This window comes from Bacillus thuringiensis (assembly GCF_001595725.1).
Classification (GTDB): Bacteria; Bacillota; Bacilli; order Bacillales; family Bacillaceae_G; genus Bacillus_A; species Bacillus_A thuringiensis_K.
Window position 1 is genome coordinate 4,387,080 of record NZ_CP014282.1, and the last position, 18,526, is coordinate 4,405,605.

Here is an 18,526-nt window from a genome sequence, read left to right on the forward strand (position 1 = left end):
CATATTTACATAAAAAAGAACAAAAACTAACGTCAGTTTCAATTCTGAAGAAGAGGTGAAAGCAATGAGTTTTAATTTACGCGGTGCCGTATTAGCGAATGTATCTGGAAATTCACAAGATCAATTACAAGAAACAATCGTCGATGCAATTCAAAGCGGTGAAGAAAAAATGCTTCCAGGTCTTGGCGTTTTATTTGAAGTCATTTGGAAAAACGCTGATGAAAATGAAAAGCACGAAATGTTAGAAACACTAGAGCAAGGATTAAAAAAATAAGCAATTTGAAAATCACCTTTGCATCAGCTAAGGTGATTTTTTTGCGGAAAATTTTTTTCTTCTCCTAAACATTTCTACTTTACTAACGAACTATGATGGAGTACAATGTTCAAAATACATTTAAACCGATCGATTTTTCTTCATATACACCATAAGATAAAAGGAGTGAATGTTTTATGCACCGTATTACGCTTGAACAAATTTTTAAACACCACATTACACAAAAATACGTAAACCGTTCTGGAATGGTCCACGCGATCGCTGTCGCTTACCATGCGTTTCACCTAGCCAAAAAGCATCACGCCTCAGTCGATGCTGCCACAAAAGCTGGCTTCCTTCATGATATCGGACATCATACGTGGTACACAGGCGGCGAATGGGATTATGACTTATATAAAAAGAATGATATCCATGCAATTAAAGGCGCTGAAAGAGCACATAAATTACTTATTAGATTAGGAGAACATCCAAAACTAGCAAAAGAAATTTCTATTGCAATTCTTCTTCATACAGATTCTTTCTTAGTGGAACAAGAAATTGAAAGAACATCTCTTCAAAATATTATTAAATGGGCAGATGAAGCAGATGAAGAACCGGGCGGAGCACATCATTATCGAACAATTTCTTATGAAAAAGCACTTAAAGCAATTCAGCAATTAGATCGATTGGTAGAGCGTGAATTGCAAATAGAGCAAGCAAAATTGAATAACAAGACAGAACATAGTTATCAATGAGAAAGAGGCATCACTACAGGGTGATACCTCTTTTATTATTTTGTGGAAAATACACCTTTATATGTAATATTTAAATATTACGCCTGAAAACAAAATGCCTTATAATTAAATATACAAATATAAAGAGGTGATTCTACATATGCAACCCGCTATACAACTTTCTAATGAACAGAAATACTCTATGTCATGGGGACAATTTATTAGCTCCGTTGTATTCGCTTTTTTCGGAACCGGACTTATTACTGTGTTCCTCGCAATGCCCTTAACAATTTATACAGCTGGTCTCACAAATAAAAAACAAATTGCCCTGTACGAATCTATTGCCAATACCGCAAGTACCGTATTACAACTAGCCGTATTGTTATTCTTCATTTTTAAATTCGAACCCGCAAAAAAATTACTACTAAAATCTTTTAACTTTAAAGCACTGAAAGAATGGCGCACATACGTATATTTACTTCTTTTCTTCGTTATAAACATCGTACTCAATTACATACTGTTAAATTATGTGTTCCAAGACGCAACGAAACAGCAATCTTCCGCACTAAGCTTAGACGTCTTTAAGCAATATGAAATATTATTGCTTCTCAGCTTCGCCATACTCACACCTATTTTTGAAGAGCTTATTTTCCGTGGTTTTATACTTCGCTTCTTCTCAGAACGCTTTCCATTTTGGATTGCAGCCATCGTAACAAGTTTCTTCTTCGGTATCGCTCATACATACTCACTTGGGGTAATGGTCATTACTTTCTTTATGGGATTATTAATGGCGATTTTATGTAAAAAAACAAAGTCCATTATTCCAGCTATGTTATTTCATATTATGAATAATATGTTAGCATTCTTAGGATAAAGAGAGGTGTCATGATGATACCTCTCTTTACTCTTTTATCATTACTTCAAACCCTTCTACAGTTACGTTTTTAATAATCCGTATCGTTATTACCCTTTTCAATCAATTTATATATATTAATTAATAATATCCAAAATAAACCTCATGTAGTAAAATATAACTCATTACATAGAAGGAGATTATATATGTTTAGCTTACTTTGGGTTGTTTATATGCCATTTCTTGTCTTATGTGGATTTTTCGGTGGTATTTTTTTAATTGTTACTAGCATGAAACATCGTAAATTATTTGCTGGTTTAATGGGGCTACTTAGCTTTTCCTTTGTCACACTACCTTTTGTTTTTTGGGGCATGGGAGTGGAGAGCAATACAATCCTCCCTATTTCGACTACTTTATATTGGGTACTGTTTTCTTTAACTGGATTATCAGCAGGATTGAGTGGATTACAAGCAAAGATTAAAAGTATACGTAATATGGGATTCATTATTTTTATCGCCGGCATATTAGGGGTTTTCTTCTGGGTACTTATGTCTGTAGGGGATTCATTCTCACTATAATATTTTATCGCAGGTAATACAGAAGTGTTCGGAATATTAACTTGGATGATTTTAGCTCTTACTTTAATGTTATGCCAATTAAGCATTGGTATTTTTTTAATTATTGCTGGTTTCATTAGCATATCGCTTATCGTTGTTCCTATCGTTTGTATAGGTTCTGGAATAGATTTAGAGGAGGTGGTTCCAATTTCGGGAACTTTATATTGGTGCCTGTTCTCTTTAGCTGGACTATTAGCTATTATAAGCGGCAGGCAAATATCGAGTATTTGTTCTATGGGGACGATTTTGTTTATAACAGGGCTGTGCTCCATAACTGGTTATCATCTTTTATATGTTACTGCATAAAAAAGCACAAAAAAGCAGGGAAATTAATTCCCTGCTTTTCTATTTGGTTTATTGCCTGATTGTAAGAAGAACGATAACACCCAAGCGATACCTGCTAGTATCGTTGCGATTAAGAAGGCATCGTTAATACCGTTAATTGCAGATAGCTTTGAAATTTGTCCATATAATAGTTGTGTGCTCATCGCATCTCCTGGTTGAGCCGATCCAGCTAAGGCCGCTAAGCTTTGGCCCATGCCGTGTACTTTATCAACTAAAATTGGGTTGGATGTTGTTAACATATTGCCGTAATCTGCTACGTGAGCAGTTGTTTGTTGCGTCATAAGTGTGATTAAAATCGCTGTTCCGATTGAACCAGCTACTTGTCTTGACGTATTTTGCGTTGCTGTACCGTGAGAAATTAATTTCATCGGCAGTGCGTTCATACCAGCTGTCATAATTGGCATCATAATGAATGACATACCAATTGAACGTATAATATAATCCGTCATAATAACGCTATACGGTGTATCCATCGATAATTTTGTAAATTCATATGTCGCATACGTCGTAATTGCCAATCCAATTATCGCTAATGGACGAATGCCATATTTATCGAATAATTTACCCGCTACTGGTCCCATGATTCCCATAATTAATGATCCTGGAAGAAGTAGTAAACCAGATTCAATTGGCGTAAAGCCACGAATGTTTTGCAGATATACTGGAAGTAATAACATACCTCCAAATAGTGCCATCGTTACGATTGCGTTAATTATTAAAGTAAAAGTAAATACTGGATATTTAAATACTTGTAAATCAAGCATTTTATTGTCCGTTGTTAACTCTCTCCAAATAAATAACGCTAAACCAATTACACCGATAACAAGTGAAATAATGACTTCTGCACTAGTCCAACTATTATTTCCAGCTTCACTAAATCCGTACAATAAGCTTCCTAGTCCAATACTTGAACTAACCACACCGAATATATCTAATTTCGTTTTAGACACTGGCTGAGCTAGTGTAAAGAATTTTAAAGATAGGAACGTAATAATTAAACCGATAATAAACATCGCATAGAACATTACATTCCAGCTATAATTTTCAATCACCCAACCTGTTACAGTTGGTCCGATAGCTGGTGCTAAAATCATTGCTACACCTAGTAACCCCATCGCTGCTCCGCGTTTATGAGGCGGGAATAATGTCATGAAGATATTCATACCAACCGGCATTAAAATACCCGCACCAACTGCTTGAATTACACGGCCTGTCATCATCATTGTAAAGTTTCCTGAAGTAGCACAAATGATAGATCCTACCGTAAAGAATAACATTGCGGCTACGAATAATTTACGATACGTAAATCGTGAAACTAAAAAGGCACTAATCGGTACTAAAATACCATTTACAAGCATGAAGCCTGTAATTAACCATTGTGCTGTTGAAGTCGATACGTTAAATTCATTCATTAACGGAGGTAATGCAACGTTAATGATTGTTTGGTTTAAAATAGAAACGAACATGCCGAGAATTAATACAGCTACAACTGCTTTTACATTCACATTCTCTACAGGCGTAGACATTTGTTTTTTCGGCACTTCTTTTTCTTGTTTTACTTCTTCTTGCTTTCCTGTTTCTAACTCAACTACATTAGAAATTTCCGATTCTTGCTTTCGTTCAATTTCTTTCTCTTCTGTTTCAACTTTACTTACTTCTATTTTACTTACGGCTGGGACTTGTTCTTCTCCCATTTTCGTTTTTTTCTTTCGTAAAAGACGATTTACAAGGAAGAAGACGATTATACAAAATAGTGCATATCCTGCAATTACAATTGAGGACATCTCATCTCCCCCTTACTTATGAATACGAACTGTCACATTCATGCCAGGAACAATATTTACTGATTTGCTATGGTCTAAAGAAATTTTAACTGGTACTACTTGTGTTACTTTCGTATAGTTCGCTGTTGCGTTGCTTGATGGCAACATAGAGAATGTATTCGCTGTTGTTAAGCCAACTTGTTCTACTTTTCCTGTTAACGTTGTATCTGGGTATGCATCTACATACACATCTACATCTTGACCTTTTTGAACATCATCGACATCTGTTTCTTCAATGTTTGCTGTTACCCATAAATTGTTCATATCGAATGCGTAAGCAATCGGGCTACCAGCTCCAACGAAAGCATTTGTTGTTGCGTTTGATTGTACAACCGTTGCATTTTGTGGAATTGTTACATCTACTGTTTGTTCTCCATTAGCTGCCGCTACAGTAACAGTACCTAGTTTATCGTTCTCATTATAATTTTTTCCTACTTCAGCTTTCCAGTCAGTTAGTTTACCTGCTACTGGTGAAGCAACCGGAATTACCTTTCCATCAATCTTTGCATTGTCTGTTTTTAAGTAATTTTCCGTTTGGTTGTAATAGTAATAACCGCCAATACCGCCGCCAACTAGTACAATTAATGTGATAATGTTGATAATTACCATTCTTCGAAACTGATTCATTGCATTCCTCTCCTTATATCGCATATAATTTTTTTCTAAACTATTTATGTCCTTATTGTTTAGATTGTTTAATTGTTAATTATATTAACCTTTTAACAAAAAAATCACACCATCTGCAGCATAAATCGAAATTTATCTACCTGCGAGCGGTGCTGATTTCTGAAGGACTATCGTTTATAATTATAAATAATTATTTTGAATCTACAACCGACAATTTACGTATGAAATGTCGCTTAAACAACAATATAATACCAATATGTTGTTTAAGTATAGAAAATTAAACGAGGAGAAGAAAAATGTCTATTAAAAATACAAATGATCCACGTGTAAAGCGAACGAGACAACTCATTCAGGATGCTTTTGTCGCTTTAGTAGGCGAAAAAGGCTTTGAAAATGTAACTGTTCAACATATTGCAGAACGCGCTCCTGTAAATCGCGCTACATTTTATAGCCATTACCATGATAAATATGACCTATTAGACAAAAGTATTGAAGAAATGTTAGAGAAGCTAGCAGAAGTAATTAAACCGAAAAATAGAAATAAAGAAGATTTTCAACTTACATTCGATTCACCTCACCCTACATTTTTGGCTTTATTCGAACATATCGCAGAAAATGTAAACTTTTATAACGTTATGCTTGGGGATAAAGCTGCCGGAAACTACTCTTATAAAATGATGAAAACGATACAAGTGCATTTAACATTAAGCTTGTCTATTTCACAACCAGATGACGAAGATCTTATGGTTCCTCGTGATATTTTGATTAGTTATGTGACAGGGGCTCACATCGGAATGATTATGTCATGGTTAAAAAGAGGAATGATATATACCCCGCATTTTATGGCGATGCAATTAACTCGTTTAATTATTTTAGGCGCTCATACTGCAGCAGGATTAGAACGACCTTTTTAAAACATAAAAAAGCGAAGGAAAATCTCCTTCGCTTTTTCTATTAATTAAATGTAATGTTATGTACAGCATCCTTATCAAGACGTTTAATAACTTCTACAATTAACTTTACTGCATTTTCATAATCATCACGGTGTAACATTGCTGCATGAGAATGAATATAGCGCGTTGCAATTGTAATTGCCATAGAAGGAATACCGTTTACAGCAATATGAATCGCACCCGCATCAGTTCCCCCGCCCGCTACTGAATCATATTGGTATGGGATTTGTAATTCGTCAGCAACATCAACTACGAAATCACGTAAACCTGTATGTCCAATAACAGAAGCATCATATAAAATGATTTGTGGTCCATCGCCCATTTTACTTTGCGCTTCTTTTGACGTTACACCCGGTGTATCTCCAGCGATACCAACATCTACTGCGAACGCGATATCTGGTTTAATATAATTCGCAGATGTTTTTGCACCACGAAGACCAACTTCTTCTTGTACAGTTCCAACGCCGTATACAACGTTTGGATGCTTTTCATCTTTTAATTGTTTTAATACGTCAATTGCAATCGCACAACCGATTCGGTTATCCCATGCTTTTGCAAGTAACATTTTTTCATTCTTCATCACTTGGAATTCAAAGTAAGGTACAACTTGATCTCCTGGTCGTACGCCCCACTCCATTGCTTCTTCTTGGCTAGAAGCACCGATATCGATGAACATGTCTTTAATTTCAACTGGCTTTTTACGTGCTTCTGGAGGTAAGATGTGCGGTGGTTTTGAACCAATTACACCTGTTACATCTCCTTTACGCGTTACAATCGTCACGCGCTGTGCAAGCATAACTTGTGACCACCAGCCACCCACCGTTTGGAAGCGTAGGAAACCTTTGTCATCAATTTGCGTAATCATAAAGCCAACTTCATCTAAATGACCTGCAACCATAATTTTCGGGCCGTTTTCTTCCCCTACTTTTTTCGCAACTAAACTCCCTAAATTATCAGTAGAAAGCTCGTCTGCAAATGGCTCGATATATTTCTTCATTACTTCGCGTGGTTCACGCTCGTTACCGGCAATACCACGTGCATCTGTTAATTCTTTTAGCATTGTCAATGTCGCGTCTAATTTTGTCATTGCCAACACCCTCCTTTTTCTTCAGTCAATTCATTATACAATAATTAAATTGAAATATTCAAAAATTAAATTAGTATCCTTGTGTTTGACGCTGATGATTTACTTCATTTTTATCTAAATACGCTTTTTCAATCTCTTCTTGCTCAAATTCAAGTGCTTGTCCAAGTCGAAGATAGCTCGTAAATAATTCAATATAGTTTGTAATAGATGGTTGATCTGTAAAACGAATTACTTTCGCGTATGTGTCTAAGAAAATTTCCACTTGTGTTTTATTCGTTTGTGCACATTTATAGAATAGGAAGTTTTTATCAATCCCTAAATCAATTCCGATTGATAAAATAAAATGCAAACCATCTACGTATTCTTCTAATATTACTCCACGTTCCGAAGCTGGTTTGTTGCTCCAATATTTAAAACAACGTGTTTCATTTGCAAGTTCTCCAATTTCTACAAGAAGAGCTAACATTTTTTCTTTTAACAATTTTTTCGGTTGTAAGTCATGTTCTTTTGCAATACGGTCATCTAATTCTTTTTGTAATTTAAATAGTTGTAGTAAGTCCATTCTATTGTCCTCCTCCAACATCGCATTTTACGCAACAATGTTGTTTCATCTCAAAGTTCATTATTATGTTTCAGTTCTTATGAATAAGTCAGCTATCTACCTCTTTATAAAATAGCTTGTCCTTAATTTACAAATACGTTTCAGTCATCGCTCTTAAATTGTTCATCTGATGAAAGTTCCATATCATCTTTCCATTATAGCAGTGTCGTTTCGGCTAGGAAAGATACTCTTCTTTCCAAAAGAGCAGAATTAAAAAAAGCCAGGAGGATTCTCCTGACTTCACATATATATTCTTCTATACCGCTATAGTTTTTATATTAATTTTGTCATATCGATAACAGCACATCCGTTAATCTTTAGAACTTCAAACTTCTCTCTGAATACAAACAAAAAACCTTAGAAGAAAATTCTTCTAAGGTTTCAACTAATTAATTAGTTAATGTTGTTTTTTGCAACTGTTGCTAATTCAGCGAAAGCTTTTTCGTCATGAACAGCTAAGTCAGCAAGCATCTTGCGGTTAACTTCGATGCCAGCATTTTTAAGACCGTGCATTAAGCGGCTGTAAGAAAGACCATTCATACGAGCTGCTGCGTTGATACGTGTAATCCATAATTTACGGAAGTCACGTTTCTTTTGACGGCGGTCACGGAATGCATACATTAGAGATTTCATAACCTGTTGGTTAGCAACCTTGAATAATGTATTTTTTGAACCGTAGTAACCTTTTGCTAATTTAATTACTTTTTTACGACGTTGACGAGTAACTGTACCACCTTTTACTCTTGGCATAATATTACCTCCTAATTGTTCTATATATCAGCCGAACTTATTTTAAGTTGTCAAGCATTTGACGAATGCGTTTGAAGTCACCAGCGCTTACTACACCAGCTTTACGTAGTTTACGTTTAGCTTTTGTAGATTTGTTAGCGAATAAATGGCTTGTGTAAGCGTGAGAACGTTTCAGTTTACCTGATCCAGTCTTTTTGAAACGCTTTGCAGCGCCGCGATGAGTTTTTTGTTTAGGCATAGGTATTTCCTCCTCTATCTATTACTTATCGTTTTTCGGTGCTAAAACTAAGAACATACTGCGTCCTTCCATTTTAGGCTTAGATTCAACTGTACTAACTTCAGCACAAGCTTCTGAGAAGCGATCTAAAACACGTTGACCGATTTCTTTATGAGTAATGGCACGTCCTTTAAAGCGAATTGACGCTTTAACCTTGTCGCCTTTCTCTAAAAACTTGATAGCATTACGAAGTTTTGTGTTAAAGTCGTGTTCATCAATTGTTGGACTTAAACGAACTTCTTTCATGCTAATTACTTTTTGATTTTTGCGCTGCTCTTTTTCTTTCTTCTGTTGCTCAAAGCGGAATTTACCGTAGTCCATAATGCGGCATACTGGCGGTTTCGCATTTGGAGCAACTAATACTAAATCAAGATTAAGATTTGCAGCTAAGTCTAAAGCGTCATTACGAGACTTGATTCCAAGTTGATCGCCATTTGCGCCAACTAAACGTACTTCACGTGCACGAATTTGCTCGTTAATCATCATATCCTTGCTAATAGTAAGCCACCTCCAAGGTTTTCTCAGAACATATTTTGTAGTCATAGAACCCGAACAAAAAAAGTGCGGGCATACGACACCCACACTTGTAAAATCTTAAGTAAGAAATACATTTACCTGTTAACTGCGAATGCGTCCATCAGGTGAGAAGCGGGTGCTTCTACTTGTTCCACAAAACAATATTCTATTATCCTTGATGAGTTTATCATAGGACATGACGTCTGTCAAGAAGACGCGATGTGTTTTACTAACAACAAGAAACATTGTAACAAACAACTAACATACTTGCAATACTTTTTTATGATAAGTGTTACATGGTTATTTTTTCTAATTTTTCTCAAGTATATTACATAAAAAGCCGCGGTATACCGCGGCTTTTTCTTATCGTTTTCCTTCTACTTTAATCATGTCAACAAAAGCATCTAATGCGATTGTTTCTGATTTTTGTTCACCATATTTACGTACGTTTACGCCGTTTTCAGTTACTTCATTGTCACCTACTACAAGCATGTACGGAATTTTTTGCATTTGTGCTTCACGGATTTTGTAACCGATCTTCTCTTCACGAGTGTCTAATTCAACACGGATACCAGCACGACGCAATTCGTCTTGTACTTTCTTCGCATAGTCTAAATGTACTTGCGGAGAAACTGGAATTACTTGTACTTGAACTGGAGCTAACCATGTTGGGAATGCACCTTTGTATTCTTCAATTAAGAAGGCTACAAAACGTTCCATAGTTGATACAACACCACGGTGAATTACAACTGGACGATGTTGTTTACCGTCTTCACCAACGTATGATAATTCAAAGCGTTCTGGAAGTAAGAAGTCTAATTGTACAGTTGAAAGTGTTTCGTCTTTTCCAAGAGCAGTACGAACTTGAACATCAAGTTTTGGACCGTAGAATGCCGCTTCACCTTCAGCTTCATAGTAATCAAGACCCATTTCATCCATAGCTTCTTTTAACATACCTTGTGCTTTTTCCCACATCTCATCATCCGCATAATACTTTTTAGTATCTGCTGGGTCGCGGTAAGATAGACGGAATGAGTAGTTCTCTAAACCGAAATCTTTGTACACTTCTAGAGTTAAGTTTACAACACGTTTTAACTCTTCTTTAATTTGATCTGGACGAACGAAAATGTGCGCATCGTTTAAAGTCATTCCGCGTACACGTTGCAATCCAGATAACGCACCTGACATTTCATAACGGTGCATTGTTCCAAGTTCTGCAATACGGATTGGTAATTCACGGTAGCTGTGAATATCATTTTTATAAACCATCATATGATGAGGACAGTTCATTGGACGAAGAACTAATTCTTCGTTATCCATTTCCATTGATGGGAACATGCCATCACGGTAGTGGTTCCAGTGACCAGAAGTTTCATAAAGCTCTCTGCTTCCTAGTACTGGAGTATATACGTGATCATAGCCTAAGCTTGCTTCTTTATCAACGATGTAACGCTCGATAATGCGGCGGATTGTTGCACCTTTTGGTAACCAAAGTGGTAAACCTTGTCCTACTTTTTGGCTATTAGTAAATAGTTTTAATTCTTTACCTAATTTACGGTGATCGCGCTCTTTCGCTTCTTCAAGCATACGTAAGTGCTCATCTAATTCTGCTTTCTTAACGAATGCAGTACCGTAAATACGTTGTAGCATTTTATTATTGCTATCGCCGCGCCAGTAAGCACCTGCAACGCTTAATAATTTAAACACTTTAATTTTTCCTGTAGATGGAAGGTGAACACCACGACAAAGGTCGAAGAATTCGCCTTGCTCATAGATTGAAATAACTGCATCTTCTGGAAGATCGTTAATTAAATCTAATTTTAACTCATCGCCGATTTCTTCAAAGCGACGAATTGCTTCTGCACGTGGTACTTCATGACGAACGATTTCTAAGTTCTCGTTCACGATTTTTTGCATTTCTTTTTCGATTTTCTTGAAGTCTTCAACTGTAATTGCTTCTTCCATATCAATATCGTAGTAGAAGCCATTTTCAATTACTGGACCAATGCCAAGCTCAACCTTAACATCTTTATATAAACGTTTTAACGCTTGTGCTAAAAGGTGGGCTGTTGAATGGCGTAAAATATATAGGCCATCTTCAGAATCTAATGTAATGATAGAAACTGCACCATCTTCTTCGATTGGTGTAACAAGATCGATCATCTCATCATTTAATTTTCCAGCTACAGCTTTTTTCTTTAAGCCTGGGCTAATAGAAGCTGCGATTTCTTCAGTTGTTACGCCTTTTGGAAACTCCTTCACAGCTCCATCAGGGAAAGTAATTTTAACTACATCTGCCATCACTGGTCACTCCTCTTTTTCTCAAAATAAAAAACACTCATCCCGTAAAAAGGGACGAGTGTTGAATTCGTGGTTCCACCCTTGTTCCAATTAACATAATTGTTAATTGCTCAAGTTCAACATAACGGTGTTGTCCGTTAGCAATTACTAGAAAAACCGTTCACTGCTAAAGTTTAGAGGTGGTAAGTAATAATCCCGTACTAGGAAGCTCACACCCTAAGGCTTCCCTCTCTGAAAATCGTAGAAAACTACTCATGTCCTCATCATGACATTTCAATATATTTCATTTATGTAGGTAATTATATGCTCAAAAACTTAGAAAATCAAGGGCGTTACCTTTATTTTTTAAATTTTTCACATTGCGCTCAAAATCATGTAATCCATGTAATTGGACCCGTTCTTGGAACACATTTCGCAAAGTAATAATCATATTATGGTCTTGTTCTTTCGTATATAAATAAATCTTTTTGGGCGAAATAGAAAGAAGCGGCGCAATTACTTTCGTATCAATATATACATCATTTTGCTTTAACAATTCCTCATCTATATATTGGACCAACTTCTCCTGTTTTAAACGTCTACCTTTATCATCATAAAAGATAAAGCTTTCATCAAAAATAAGATGCACACAAGACAAACGTGATTTACGGCTGCTTACTTGTTGCCGAAGCGTCTCAATGAACATTTGGTATTCTTGCTCCATCTTATATTCATCAATTGCCACTTCCGCAAGTTTAGCCACCATTTCCCTATATGTACGAAGACGAAAACGGATATATGATGAAAACGAGAATGAGAGCGGATCACAAAGCCAATTGTTTAAAGAAGACTTAATATATGACTCAAATGCGTTACGCGTTAAATCCTGAGCTACACCTTTTCTTCTTCCCTTTAAAATCTCATGTGCCATGTGCAATATTTGATGACACTCTTCTTGTTCTTCATAAAAAAACTTTTCTTTTAAAATCGTATAAATCCACTCATTTTGTTTCACATTCACAATGAAATACACCATTACTGGCAATAAGATCTTTTCAATATAATTCGATTCACGTACTGGTATGTGAATCACCACTTTTTGTTCCTGTAAATACACACTCGTTTCCTTATATAATACTTCCGCTCTTTTCAGCAATTGTCTATATACGTGCATAGCATCATTTTTTTCTTCGAAGCAAATTTCAATCACTTTTGTCCCCCCTTTTATCCCCGCTCTAAAGGACTGTATCTATACGTTACAAATCCTATAAGAGTCCGTCCCGCGTGAAGTTCACTCTTAGTAGAATCACATTTCCTATTGTTAGAAAATCCACTCAATATGGCTTGCTAATTTTATATATATTAAGGGAGGGAGAAAAAAATGATACAAGCTACTATGAATTTTTATTGTATACTTTACTTATCAATAAAATTATGCATCTGAATGATTGAATATAAATTCGTAAAAGTCGAATTACATTGGGGGCACTCGCTCAAAACCAGCTGAAGACTACCAAGAAATTATTCAAGAACATGCTAGAGATGGTTGGAGGTTCGTACAGATTGTTGCCCCTACGATTGGCAGTTCTGGACAACCTGAATATTTCGACCTCATATTTGAAAAGAAAATATCACTATAATACAAAAGAGCAAGCTTCTCAGCTTGCTCTTTTACTTATGACGACGGTTTTTCCCACCAATTGGAATTGGTTTCGCTAAATATTTAATTCGTTCCATAATACGTGCTGCCTTCATTTCTTCAGCCTCACCACGTTGCGTATACGTTAAATGGTGTTCCAGTTGTTTAAAATCAAAATTAGACGTAAAGAACGTCGGTAAGTTTTCTAACATACGGAATTGCAAGATTGCACCAAGCACATCGTCACGCACAAAGCTTGACATCGCTTCTGCCCCGATATCGTCTAACATTAAAACTTGTACGCGTTTAACCGCATCAATCTTTTCACCAATCGAATTATCTTGAATTGAACTTTTAATTTCACGTAAAAATTCCGGGAAGTATACGAGCATCGAACTTATTTTCTTTCGAGCAAGCTCGTTCGCTATTGCTCCTAAAAGGTACGTTTTTCCTACACCAAATTTACCGTACAAATATAAACCTTGTGCTTTTTTACCTGGTTCATATGTACTTAAAAATTCATTCGCTGCACCAATCGCATCGATACGTGCATTTAAATCAGAAGGGTCTAAGTTTTCCATAGTTGCCTGTAAAATATCCGTTGGCATATATACACTTTGAACGAGTTTTTCATATTTCTTTCTCTCGTCATGCGCTACTTTTCTAACGCAGCGATCGTATTGAATATCAATCATCTTCCCTTGAATAACAAGCTTTGGCTCGTAACCTTGCAGCATATTTTTACATGAACCTAAATCCGGACAATCCACGCAACCTACACTTTGTCCAATATATTCATATAACTTCACAAGACTGCGCTCAATCATAGAAGTCGTTACTTCACCCTTATGTTCGTCTATAAATTCTTTCACACGCGGATGCGCCATTACTTCTGCCTTTAATACTTCATATCTATTTTTAAAGTTTTCATTTTCCATTAATTTTGCAAATGAATTTTGAATATGCTCCATTTTCTCACCTCAAAGAGCGTTCATTCTCTTCTATTAATCACGCTTATATTTTTTTAACACTTCTTCTAGTCGTTTTCGTTCATCTTCTAGCGTACTTGCATCTTTTTCTACACTTACATCTTTCTTCACTGTTTCTTTCTCTTGTTCTTTCGGCTCTTCTTCCTTAAGCCAATCTGGTACCATTTCTTTCCGCACCGTTTTCTTCACCGTACGGCCTTTTTTCTTCGTCTCAGCCCACTCTTGATATTGACGGTTCTCTTCTTTCGCTAACGCCATCGCTTCCGCTACTGTCCCGACCTTTTTACGTGCCCAATGCCCAGCAATCTTCTCGACATACGTTTTCGCAAGTTTCATATCTGAGCGTAGCATAACGTAATAAATAAGTACATTCACAACTCCTGGTGTCAATTTTTGATTAATCATGACATCTTCAACGATCTGCAAATCCGCTTTCGTTGCCTCTGCACCACCAGAAATCTCTTTCAATAGTTGTTTTGGCGAGATTTCCTCTAGCTGCTTTATTAGCATCTCCTCTTGCGATGAAGGATCTTTCTCTTTCATTGTACGTGCAGCATGAGGCTGTACTCTTTCACTTAATACCGGTAATGCTTGACCATTTTCAAATTGATACCAATCGCGCGCTCCTTTTCTAAGCCTTTCCATATCAATTGTTTGCATCTCTGTCACTGCACCAAGAACGATATTTTGCATCGATAACACATCTACACCATACACGTAAGCAAGTGTTATAACGCAGTCTCTCACTTGATCTGTAATCGCCTTTTTAGGAACAAGAGCGGACAATCCATCTACAAATAAAGAGAAATCAAAGAAATCATTCCAAACTTTCGGAGCGTCTCCCTTCTCGTTACTTGGCATAGTTGTCGTTTTTGGAATACGAAGGTCTTCTTGCGCATGCTCAAGCTGTCCTGGATTAAACGAACCAAACACATCATTGAAAGAACGCGTAACATTTTCATAAGAAGCAAAATCAAATTCTTCTTCTAAGAAATATTGCTTTACTTGATTATATTTTGTCCGGCTCAATCGATTATATAAAAAGATACTTAAAACAATATCATCAAAAAACTGCTTCGGAGATAAAGGTGGTTGCAACTCATATATGAACATTCGAATATCTTTTTCTTTCTTAATATAAACCTTCAATAGCCCAATTGCCTCTAACTTTACTCGTTCCTCATATATTTCAGGAAGTTGCATTTGCATAGTCACCATAAGGGAATGATGTGTATTCTCTTTTCCAAATACACGATCTTGCTCTAGCTCCCCCCATAGTGTCATGTATAAGCTAAAAGCTCTACTACCTATTAACGGCTGATACAACATCGTTAATACTTTTCGGTCGTAATTATGCAGTAGCCCTTTCGCACTTACTTTATAACGATCAATCGGCAATAGCTCCATCCATGACTGTTTTTCCATTATTGCTTTTCCTTTCTCTCATCCAATCTATCCTCTACTTCATTCGTTCTATCTTCATTATATAAATTCTTAGTGAAAAAGAGCTATTAGCTTACGCTTCTAGCTCTCTTATCCTATTACTTACGGTATGTAAAGAGAATAAAATACAACTTCTACTCTCTTTCTTTTTGCAGTATATCTTTTAATTCTTCAATAAATACATTTAAATCTTTAAATTGACGATATACAGAAGCAAAGCGTACGTAAGCAACATCATCAATATCGCGAAGTTCTTCCATAACAATTTCACCAATCATATCACTTTTCACTTCTGATATACCTAAATTACGCAGTTCACGTTCCACGCTTTGTGTTACTTCTTCTAATTGTCTTAAAGATACTGGTCTTTTTTCACACGCTTTAATTAAACCACGTAAAATCTTTTCTTTATTAAACTCTTCTCGTGTGCCTTCTTTTTTTACAACGATAAGAGGTGACTCTTCTACCCTTTCAAAGGTCGTAAAGCGACTTAAGCAACTTTCACACTCTCTCCTTCTTCGAATAGAGCGCCCCTCGTCTACCGGACGCGAATCTAACACTCTTGTACCATTATGAGAACAGGATGGACAACGCAATTCATTCACTCCTTTACACTATACTCTTTATTTTTCTCTACTCACTTCACCTAAAATATATATACAATATTATATAACTCATTCTAACTCTCTTACCACTTTAAGTTTCAGCGCATCACTTTATCATCTCATCCTTAAAAATAAGATGGTATATAGGGCACTACCTCATTTGCAAGAGTACAATTTATTCAACTAACCAGTACGTTATATTACCTCTTTTTTATAAACTAAAAAAGAGGTGCATTATACACCTCTTTACATTTTAAATCAATTATGTTCTTTTTTAAAGAGCTTTTGTTTCTCTCTGCTTAATTTCGAAGCTACCAGTGCCTCGAGGAAGCTCGATGCTCTCACGCGTTTTCGCGTTTAAACCTTCTGCAATATATTCTGCAGCAACATTTGGATCAATACGATCCCCACAAGTATAAACATCAATACTCGCGTAACCGTGCTCCGGAAAGCTATGAATTGTTAAATGTGATTCCGAGATAATTACTACTCCACTTACACCTTGTGGTGCAAATTTATGGAAAGCAACCTCACGCACTTCAGCACCAGCTCTTAGTGCTGCATCCACAAATAATTGTTCAATATACGGCATGTCATTAAGCTTGTCGAAATCGCAATCCCAAAGTTCAGCGATCACGTGACGACCCATCGTATCCATAGTATCCATTCTACAGTTCCCCCTTGTAAATTTATTCTAACTGTTCGAATTGAAAACTAATTTGCAATTTGGCTTGCTCCACTACCACGGGGGAAAGTTAGTCCAGAGAGGTCCTAACCCTTTAAGTAGTGACTACGTACCTCAGCTCTTAAGTTTACGAGTGTTAGTATACTTTGTTTATTTTCATTTTGCAACAACAGTTTTTTCGATTTTCTGTCATATTTTCCTCTTTACTTTTCCCTAAAAAAAATAAACGATTCACAAATGCAGTAATCACAACGTTTCGTGGTATGTCCACTTTTTAAAATATACTCATATAATTTTTTTCCTTTTCAGAAAAAAATAAAAAAAGAGGGCAAATATTGCCTTGCCCTCTCCTCCCTTATTCACTTAAATGTGTTGCACATTTTCTTGTTTCGCTAACTCTTCAACAACTAACGTTACAAGATCTACAACACGACGAGAGTAGCCCCACTCGTTATCATACCAAGCAAGTACTTTCACTTTACGATCACCCATTACCATTGTAGATAAACCATCGATAATAGCTGAATGCGTATTTGTATTAAAGTCGATAGATACTAAAGGCTCTTCGCTGAATTCTACAATACCTTTTAAAGCACCGTTTGCAACAGTTTTGAATGCATCGTTAATAGCTTCAACTGTCACATCGCGTTTTACATCTACTACTAAGTCAACAAGAGACACGTTTGGTGTTGGTACACGAAGTGCCATACCATGAAGTTTTCCGTTTAAATGCGGAAGAACTTTTGCTAGCGCTTTCGCAGCACCTGTCGTTGTCGGAATGATTGATTGTCCGCAAGCACGTGCTCTTCTTAAATCTTTATGTGGGTTATCAATATTTTTTTGGTCATTTGTATAAGCGTGAACTGTCGTCATTAAACCGTTTTCAATTCCAAACTGCTCATCTAACACCTTCACAACAGGCGCTAAACAGTTTGTTGTACAAGATGCATTTGAAATAACAGTATGTTTTGTAATATCTAATTGGTCTTCGTTCACACCAACTACAATTGTTACATCTTCATTTTTACCAGGCGCCGTTAAAATAACTTTTTTCGCTCCAGCTTCAACGTGAAGAATTGCTTTTTCTTTTGAATTAAATTTACCAGTTGCTTCAATTACAACTTCAACACCTAAATCTGTCCAAGGCAATTCCTTTGGATCGCGGTTGTTTAAAAGGCGAATCATTTTTCCATCAACTAATAAGTGATCTTCAAATGCTTCTACTGTTCCGTCAAACTTGCCATGAACTGTATCATATTTAATTAAGTGTGCTAACGTTTCAGATGGATAGCTTGCATTGATTGCTACAATTTCGAATGCGCTTTCTTTTATTGCTTGACGAAATACCATTCTCCCAATACGTCCAAATCCATTAATTGCCACACGAGTCATAATATGTTATCCCCCTTGAATGCGTTATACTATTTATCTCCAATCCCAATAATAGTA

The 18,526-nt window shown here is 36.3% G+C and carries 20 protein-coding genes, 1 pseudogene and 2 other annotated features; of the genes and pseudogenes, 7 read left to right on the forward strand and 14 right to left on the reverse strand.

The genetic code is table 11. The annotated features are described in order from the left end of the window. Nucleotides 1-64: 64 nt before the first annotated feature. From sspI to AXW78_RS32790, 5 genes are all read left to right on the forward strand, one after another. A complete protein-coding gene (sspI, locus tag AXW78_RS21975; RefSeq protein WP_000009509.1) occupies nt 65-274 on the forward strand; it encodes a small acid-soluble spore protein SspI in 210 nt (69 codons plus the stop codon). 176 nt (nt 275-450) lie between these two features. Further along, complete coding sequence (locus AXW78_RS21980; protein ID WP_000554786.1) at nt 451-1,008, forward strand: HD domain-containing protein; 558 nt, start codon at nt 451-453, stop codon at nt 1,006-1,008. Between the two features lie 139 nt (nt 1,009-1,147). Further along, nucleotides 1,148-1,861: a CPBP family intramembrane glutamic endopeptidase gene (locus tag AXW78_RS21985; RefSeq protein ID WP_061884653.1), complete on the forward strand. Its 714-nt coding sequence runs from the start codon at nt 1,148-1,150 to the stop codon at nt 1,859-1,861. A 185-nt stretch (nt 1,862-2,046) separates the two neighbouring features. After that, nucleotides 2,047-2,418, forward strand: a complete 372-nt coding sequence (locus tag AXW78_RS32785) for a DNA-binding protein (protein ID WP_081114002.1) — start codon at nt 2,047-2,049, stop codon at nt 2,416-2,418. A 24-nt stretch (nt 2,419-2,442) separates the two neighbouring features. Continuing rightward, nucleotides 2,443-2,763 (forward strand): ammonia permease, encoded by a 321-nt coding sequence (locus AXW78_RS32790; protein ID WP_081114003.1) that lies wholly within the window; start codon nt 2,443-2,445, stop codon nt 2,761-2,763. A gap of 23 nt (nt 2,764-2,786) precedes the next feature. Here AXW78_RS32790 and AXW78_RS21995 read toward each other — a convergent pair whose 3' ends face one another. Further along, nucleotides 2,787-4,586 (reverse strand): DHA2 family efflux MFS transporter permease subunit, encoded by a 1,800-nt coding sequence (locus AXW78_RS21995; protein ID WP_061884655.1) that lies wholly within the window; start codon nt 4,584-4,586, stop codon nt 2,787-2,789. 12 nt (nt 4,587-4,598) lie between these two features. Further along, nucleotides 4,599-5,252: an HlyD family secretion protein gene (locus AXW78_RS22000; RefSeq protein WP_001071419.1), complete on the reverse strand. Its 654-nt coding sequence runs from the start codon at nt 5,250-5,252 to the stop codon at nt 4,599-4,601. 296 nt (nt 5,253-5,548) lie between these two features. Here AXW78_RS22000 and AXW78_RS22005 point away from each other — a divergent pair, with 296 nt between their 5' ends. Continuing rightward, the gene (locus tag AXW78_RS22005) at nt 5,549-6,166 is read left to right on the forward strand and encodes a TetR/AcrR family transcriptional regulator (protein WP_000023661.1); all 618 of its coding nucleotides are present in this window, start codon (nt 5,549-5,551) and stop codon (nt 6,164-6,166) included. Between the two features lie 40 nt (nt 6,167-6,206). Here the strand turns inward: AXW78_RS22005 and AXW78_RS22010 are convergent, their stop codons facing one another. The 7 genes from AXW78_RS22010 to ytxC form a co-directional block, all read right to left on the reverse strand. After that, complete coding sequence (locus AXW78_RS22010; protein WP_000163554.1) at nt 6,207-7,292, reverse strand: M42 family metallopeptidase; 1,086 nt, start codon at nt 7,290-7,292, stop codon at nt 6,207-6,209. 70 nt (nt 7,293-7,362) lie between these two features. Continuing rightward, the gene (locus tag AXW78_RS22015) at nt 7,363-7,854 is read right to left on the reverse strand and encodes a dUTP diphosphatase (protein ID WP_000365052.1); all 492 of its coding nucleotides are present in this window, start codon (nt 7,852-7,854) and stop codon (nt 7,363-7,365) included. Between the two features lie 432 nt (nt 7,855-8,286). Beyond that, complete coding sequence (gene rplT, locus AXW78_RS22020; RefSeq protein ID WP_001138362.1) at nt 8,287-8,643, reverse strand: 50S ribosomal protein L20; 357 nt, start codon at nt 8,641-8,643, stop codon at nt 8,287-8,289. Between the two features lie 37 nt (nt 8,644-8,680). Further along, nucleotides 8,681-8,881, reverse strand: coding sequence for a 50S ribosomal protein L35 (gene rpmI, locus AXW78_RS22025; protein WP_001125945.1), 201 nt, complete (start codon nt 8,879-8,881; stop codon nt 8,681-8,683). 21 nt (nt 8,882-8,902) lie between these two features. After that, a complete protein-coding gene (infC, locus tag AXW78_RS22030) occupies nt 8,903-9,406 on the reverse strand; it encodes a translation initiation factor IF-3 (protein WP_000973215.1) in 504 nt (167 codons plus the stop codon). 63 nt (nt 9,407-9,469) lie between these two features. Then, nucleotides 9,470-9,590, reverse strand: a sequence feature (ribosomal protein L20 leader region). Between the two features lie 209 nt (nt 9,591-9,799). Continuing rightward, nucleotides 9,800-11,737, reverse strand: coding sequence for a threonine--tRNA ligase (gene thrS, locus AXW78_RS22035; RefSeq protein ID WP_000786083.1), 1,938 nt, complete (start codon nt 11,735-11,737; stop codon nt 9,800-9,802). Between the two features lie 47 nt (nt 11,738-11,784). After that, nucleotides 11,785-12,013, reverse strand: a binding site (T-box leader). A 31-nt stretch (nt 12,014-12,044) separates the two neighbouring features. Beyond that, nucleotides 12,045-12,926 (reverse strand): putative sporulation protein YtxC, encoded by an 882-nt coding sequence (ytxC, locus tag AXW78_RS22040; protein ID WP_000569629.1) that lies wholly within the window; start codon nt 12,924-12,926, stop codon nt 12,045-12,047. Nucleotides 12,927-13,160: 234 nt separating this feature from the next. On the opposite strand from ytxC, the pseudogene AXW78_RS32795 reads away from it, so the two are divergent. Further along, nucleotides 13,161-13,356, forward strand: a pseudogene (locus AXW78_RS32795) (DUF4177 domain-containing protein). Nucleotides 13,357-13,387: 31 nt separating this feature from the next. Here the strand turns inward: AXW78_RS32795 and dnaI are convergent. The 5 genes from dnaI to AXW78_RS22065 all read right to left on the reverse strand — a co-directional run bounded on the left by dnaI (nt 13,388) and on the right by AXW78_RS22065 (nt 18,469). Next, entirely contained in the window at nt 13,388-14,326 is a 939-nt protein-coding gene (dnaI, locus tag AXW78_RS22045; protein ID WP_000400104.1) for a primosomal protein DnaI, read from the reverse strand. Nucleotides 14,327-14,359: 33 nt separating this feature from the next. Next, nucleotides 14,360-15,769: a replication initiation and membrane attachment family protein gene (locus AXW78_RS22050; RefSeq protein ID WP_061884656.1), complete on the reverse strand. Its 1,410-nt coding sequence runs from the start codon at nt 15,767-15,769 to the stop codon at nt 14,360-14,362. Between the two features lie 152 nt (nt 15,770-15,921). Continuing rightward, the gene (gene nrdR, locus AXW78_RS22055) at nt 15,922-16,383 is read right to left on the reverse strand and encodes a transcriptional regulator NrdR (RefSeq protein ID WP_001203687.1); all 462 of its coding nucleotides are present in this window, start codon (nt 16,381-16,383) and stop codon (nt 15,922-15,924) included. A gap of 283 nt (nt 16,384-16,666) precedes the next feature. Then, on the reverse strand, nt 16,667-17,050 hold the full coding sequence (speD, locus tag AXW78_RS22060) for an adenosylmethionine decarboxylase (RefSeq protein ID WP_002003660.1): 384 nt from the start codon (nt 17,048-17,050) through the stop codon (nt 16,667-16,669). 390 nt (nt 17,051-17,440) lie between these two features. Then, nucleotides 17,441-18,469: a glyceraldehyde-3-phosphate dehydrogenase gene (locus AXW78_RS22065; RefSeq protein ID WP_000198974.1), complete on the reverse strand. Its 1,029-nt coding sequence runs from the start codon at nt 18,467-18,469 to the stop codon at nt 17,441-17,443. Nucleotides 18,470-18,526: the final 57 nt, after the last annotated feature.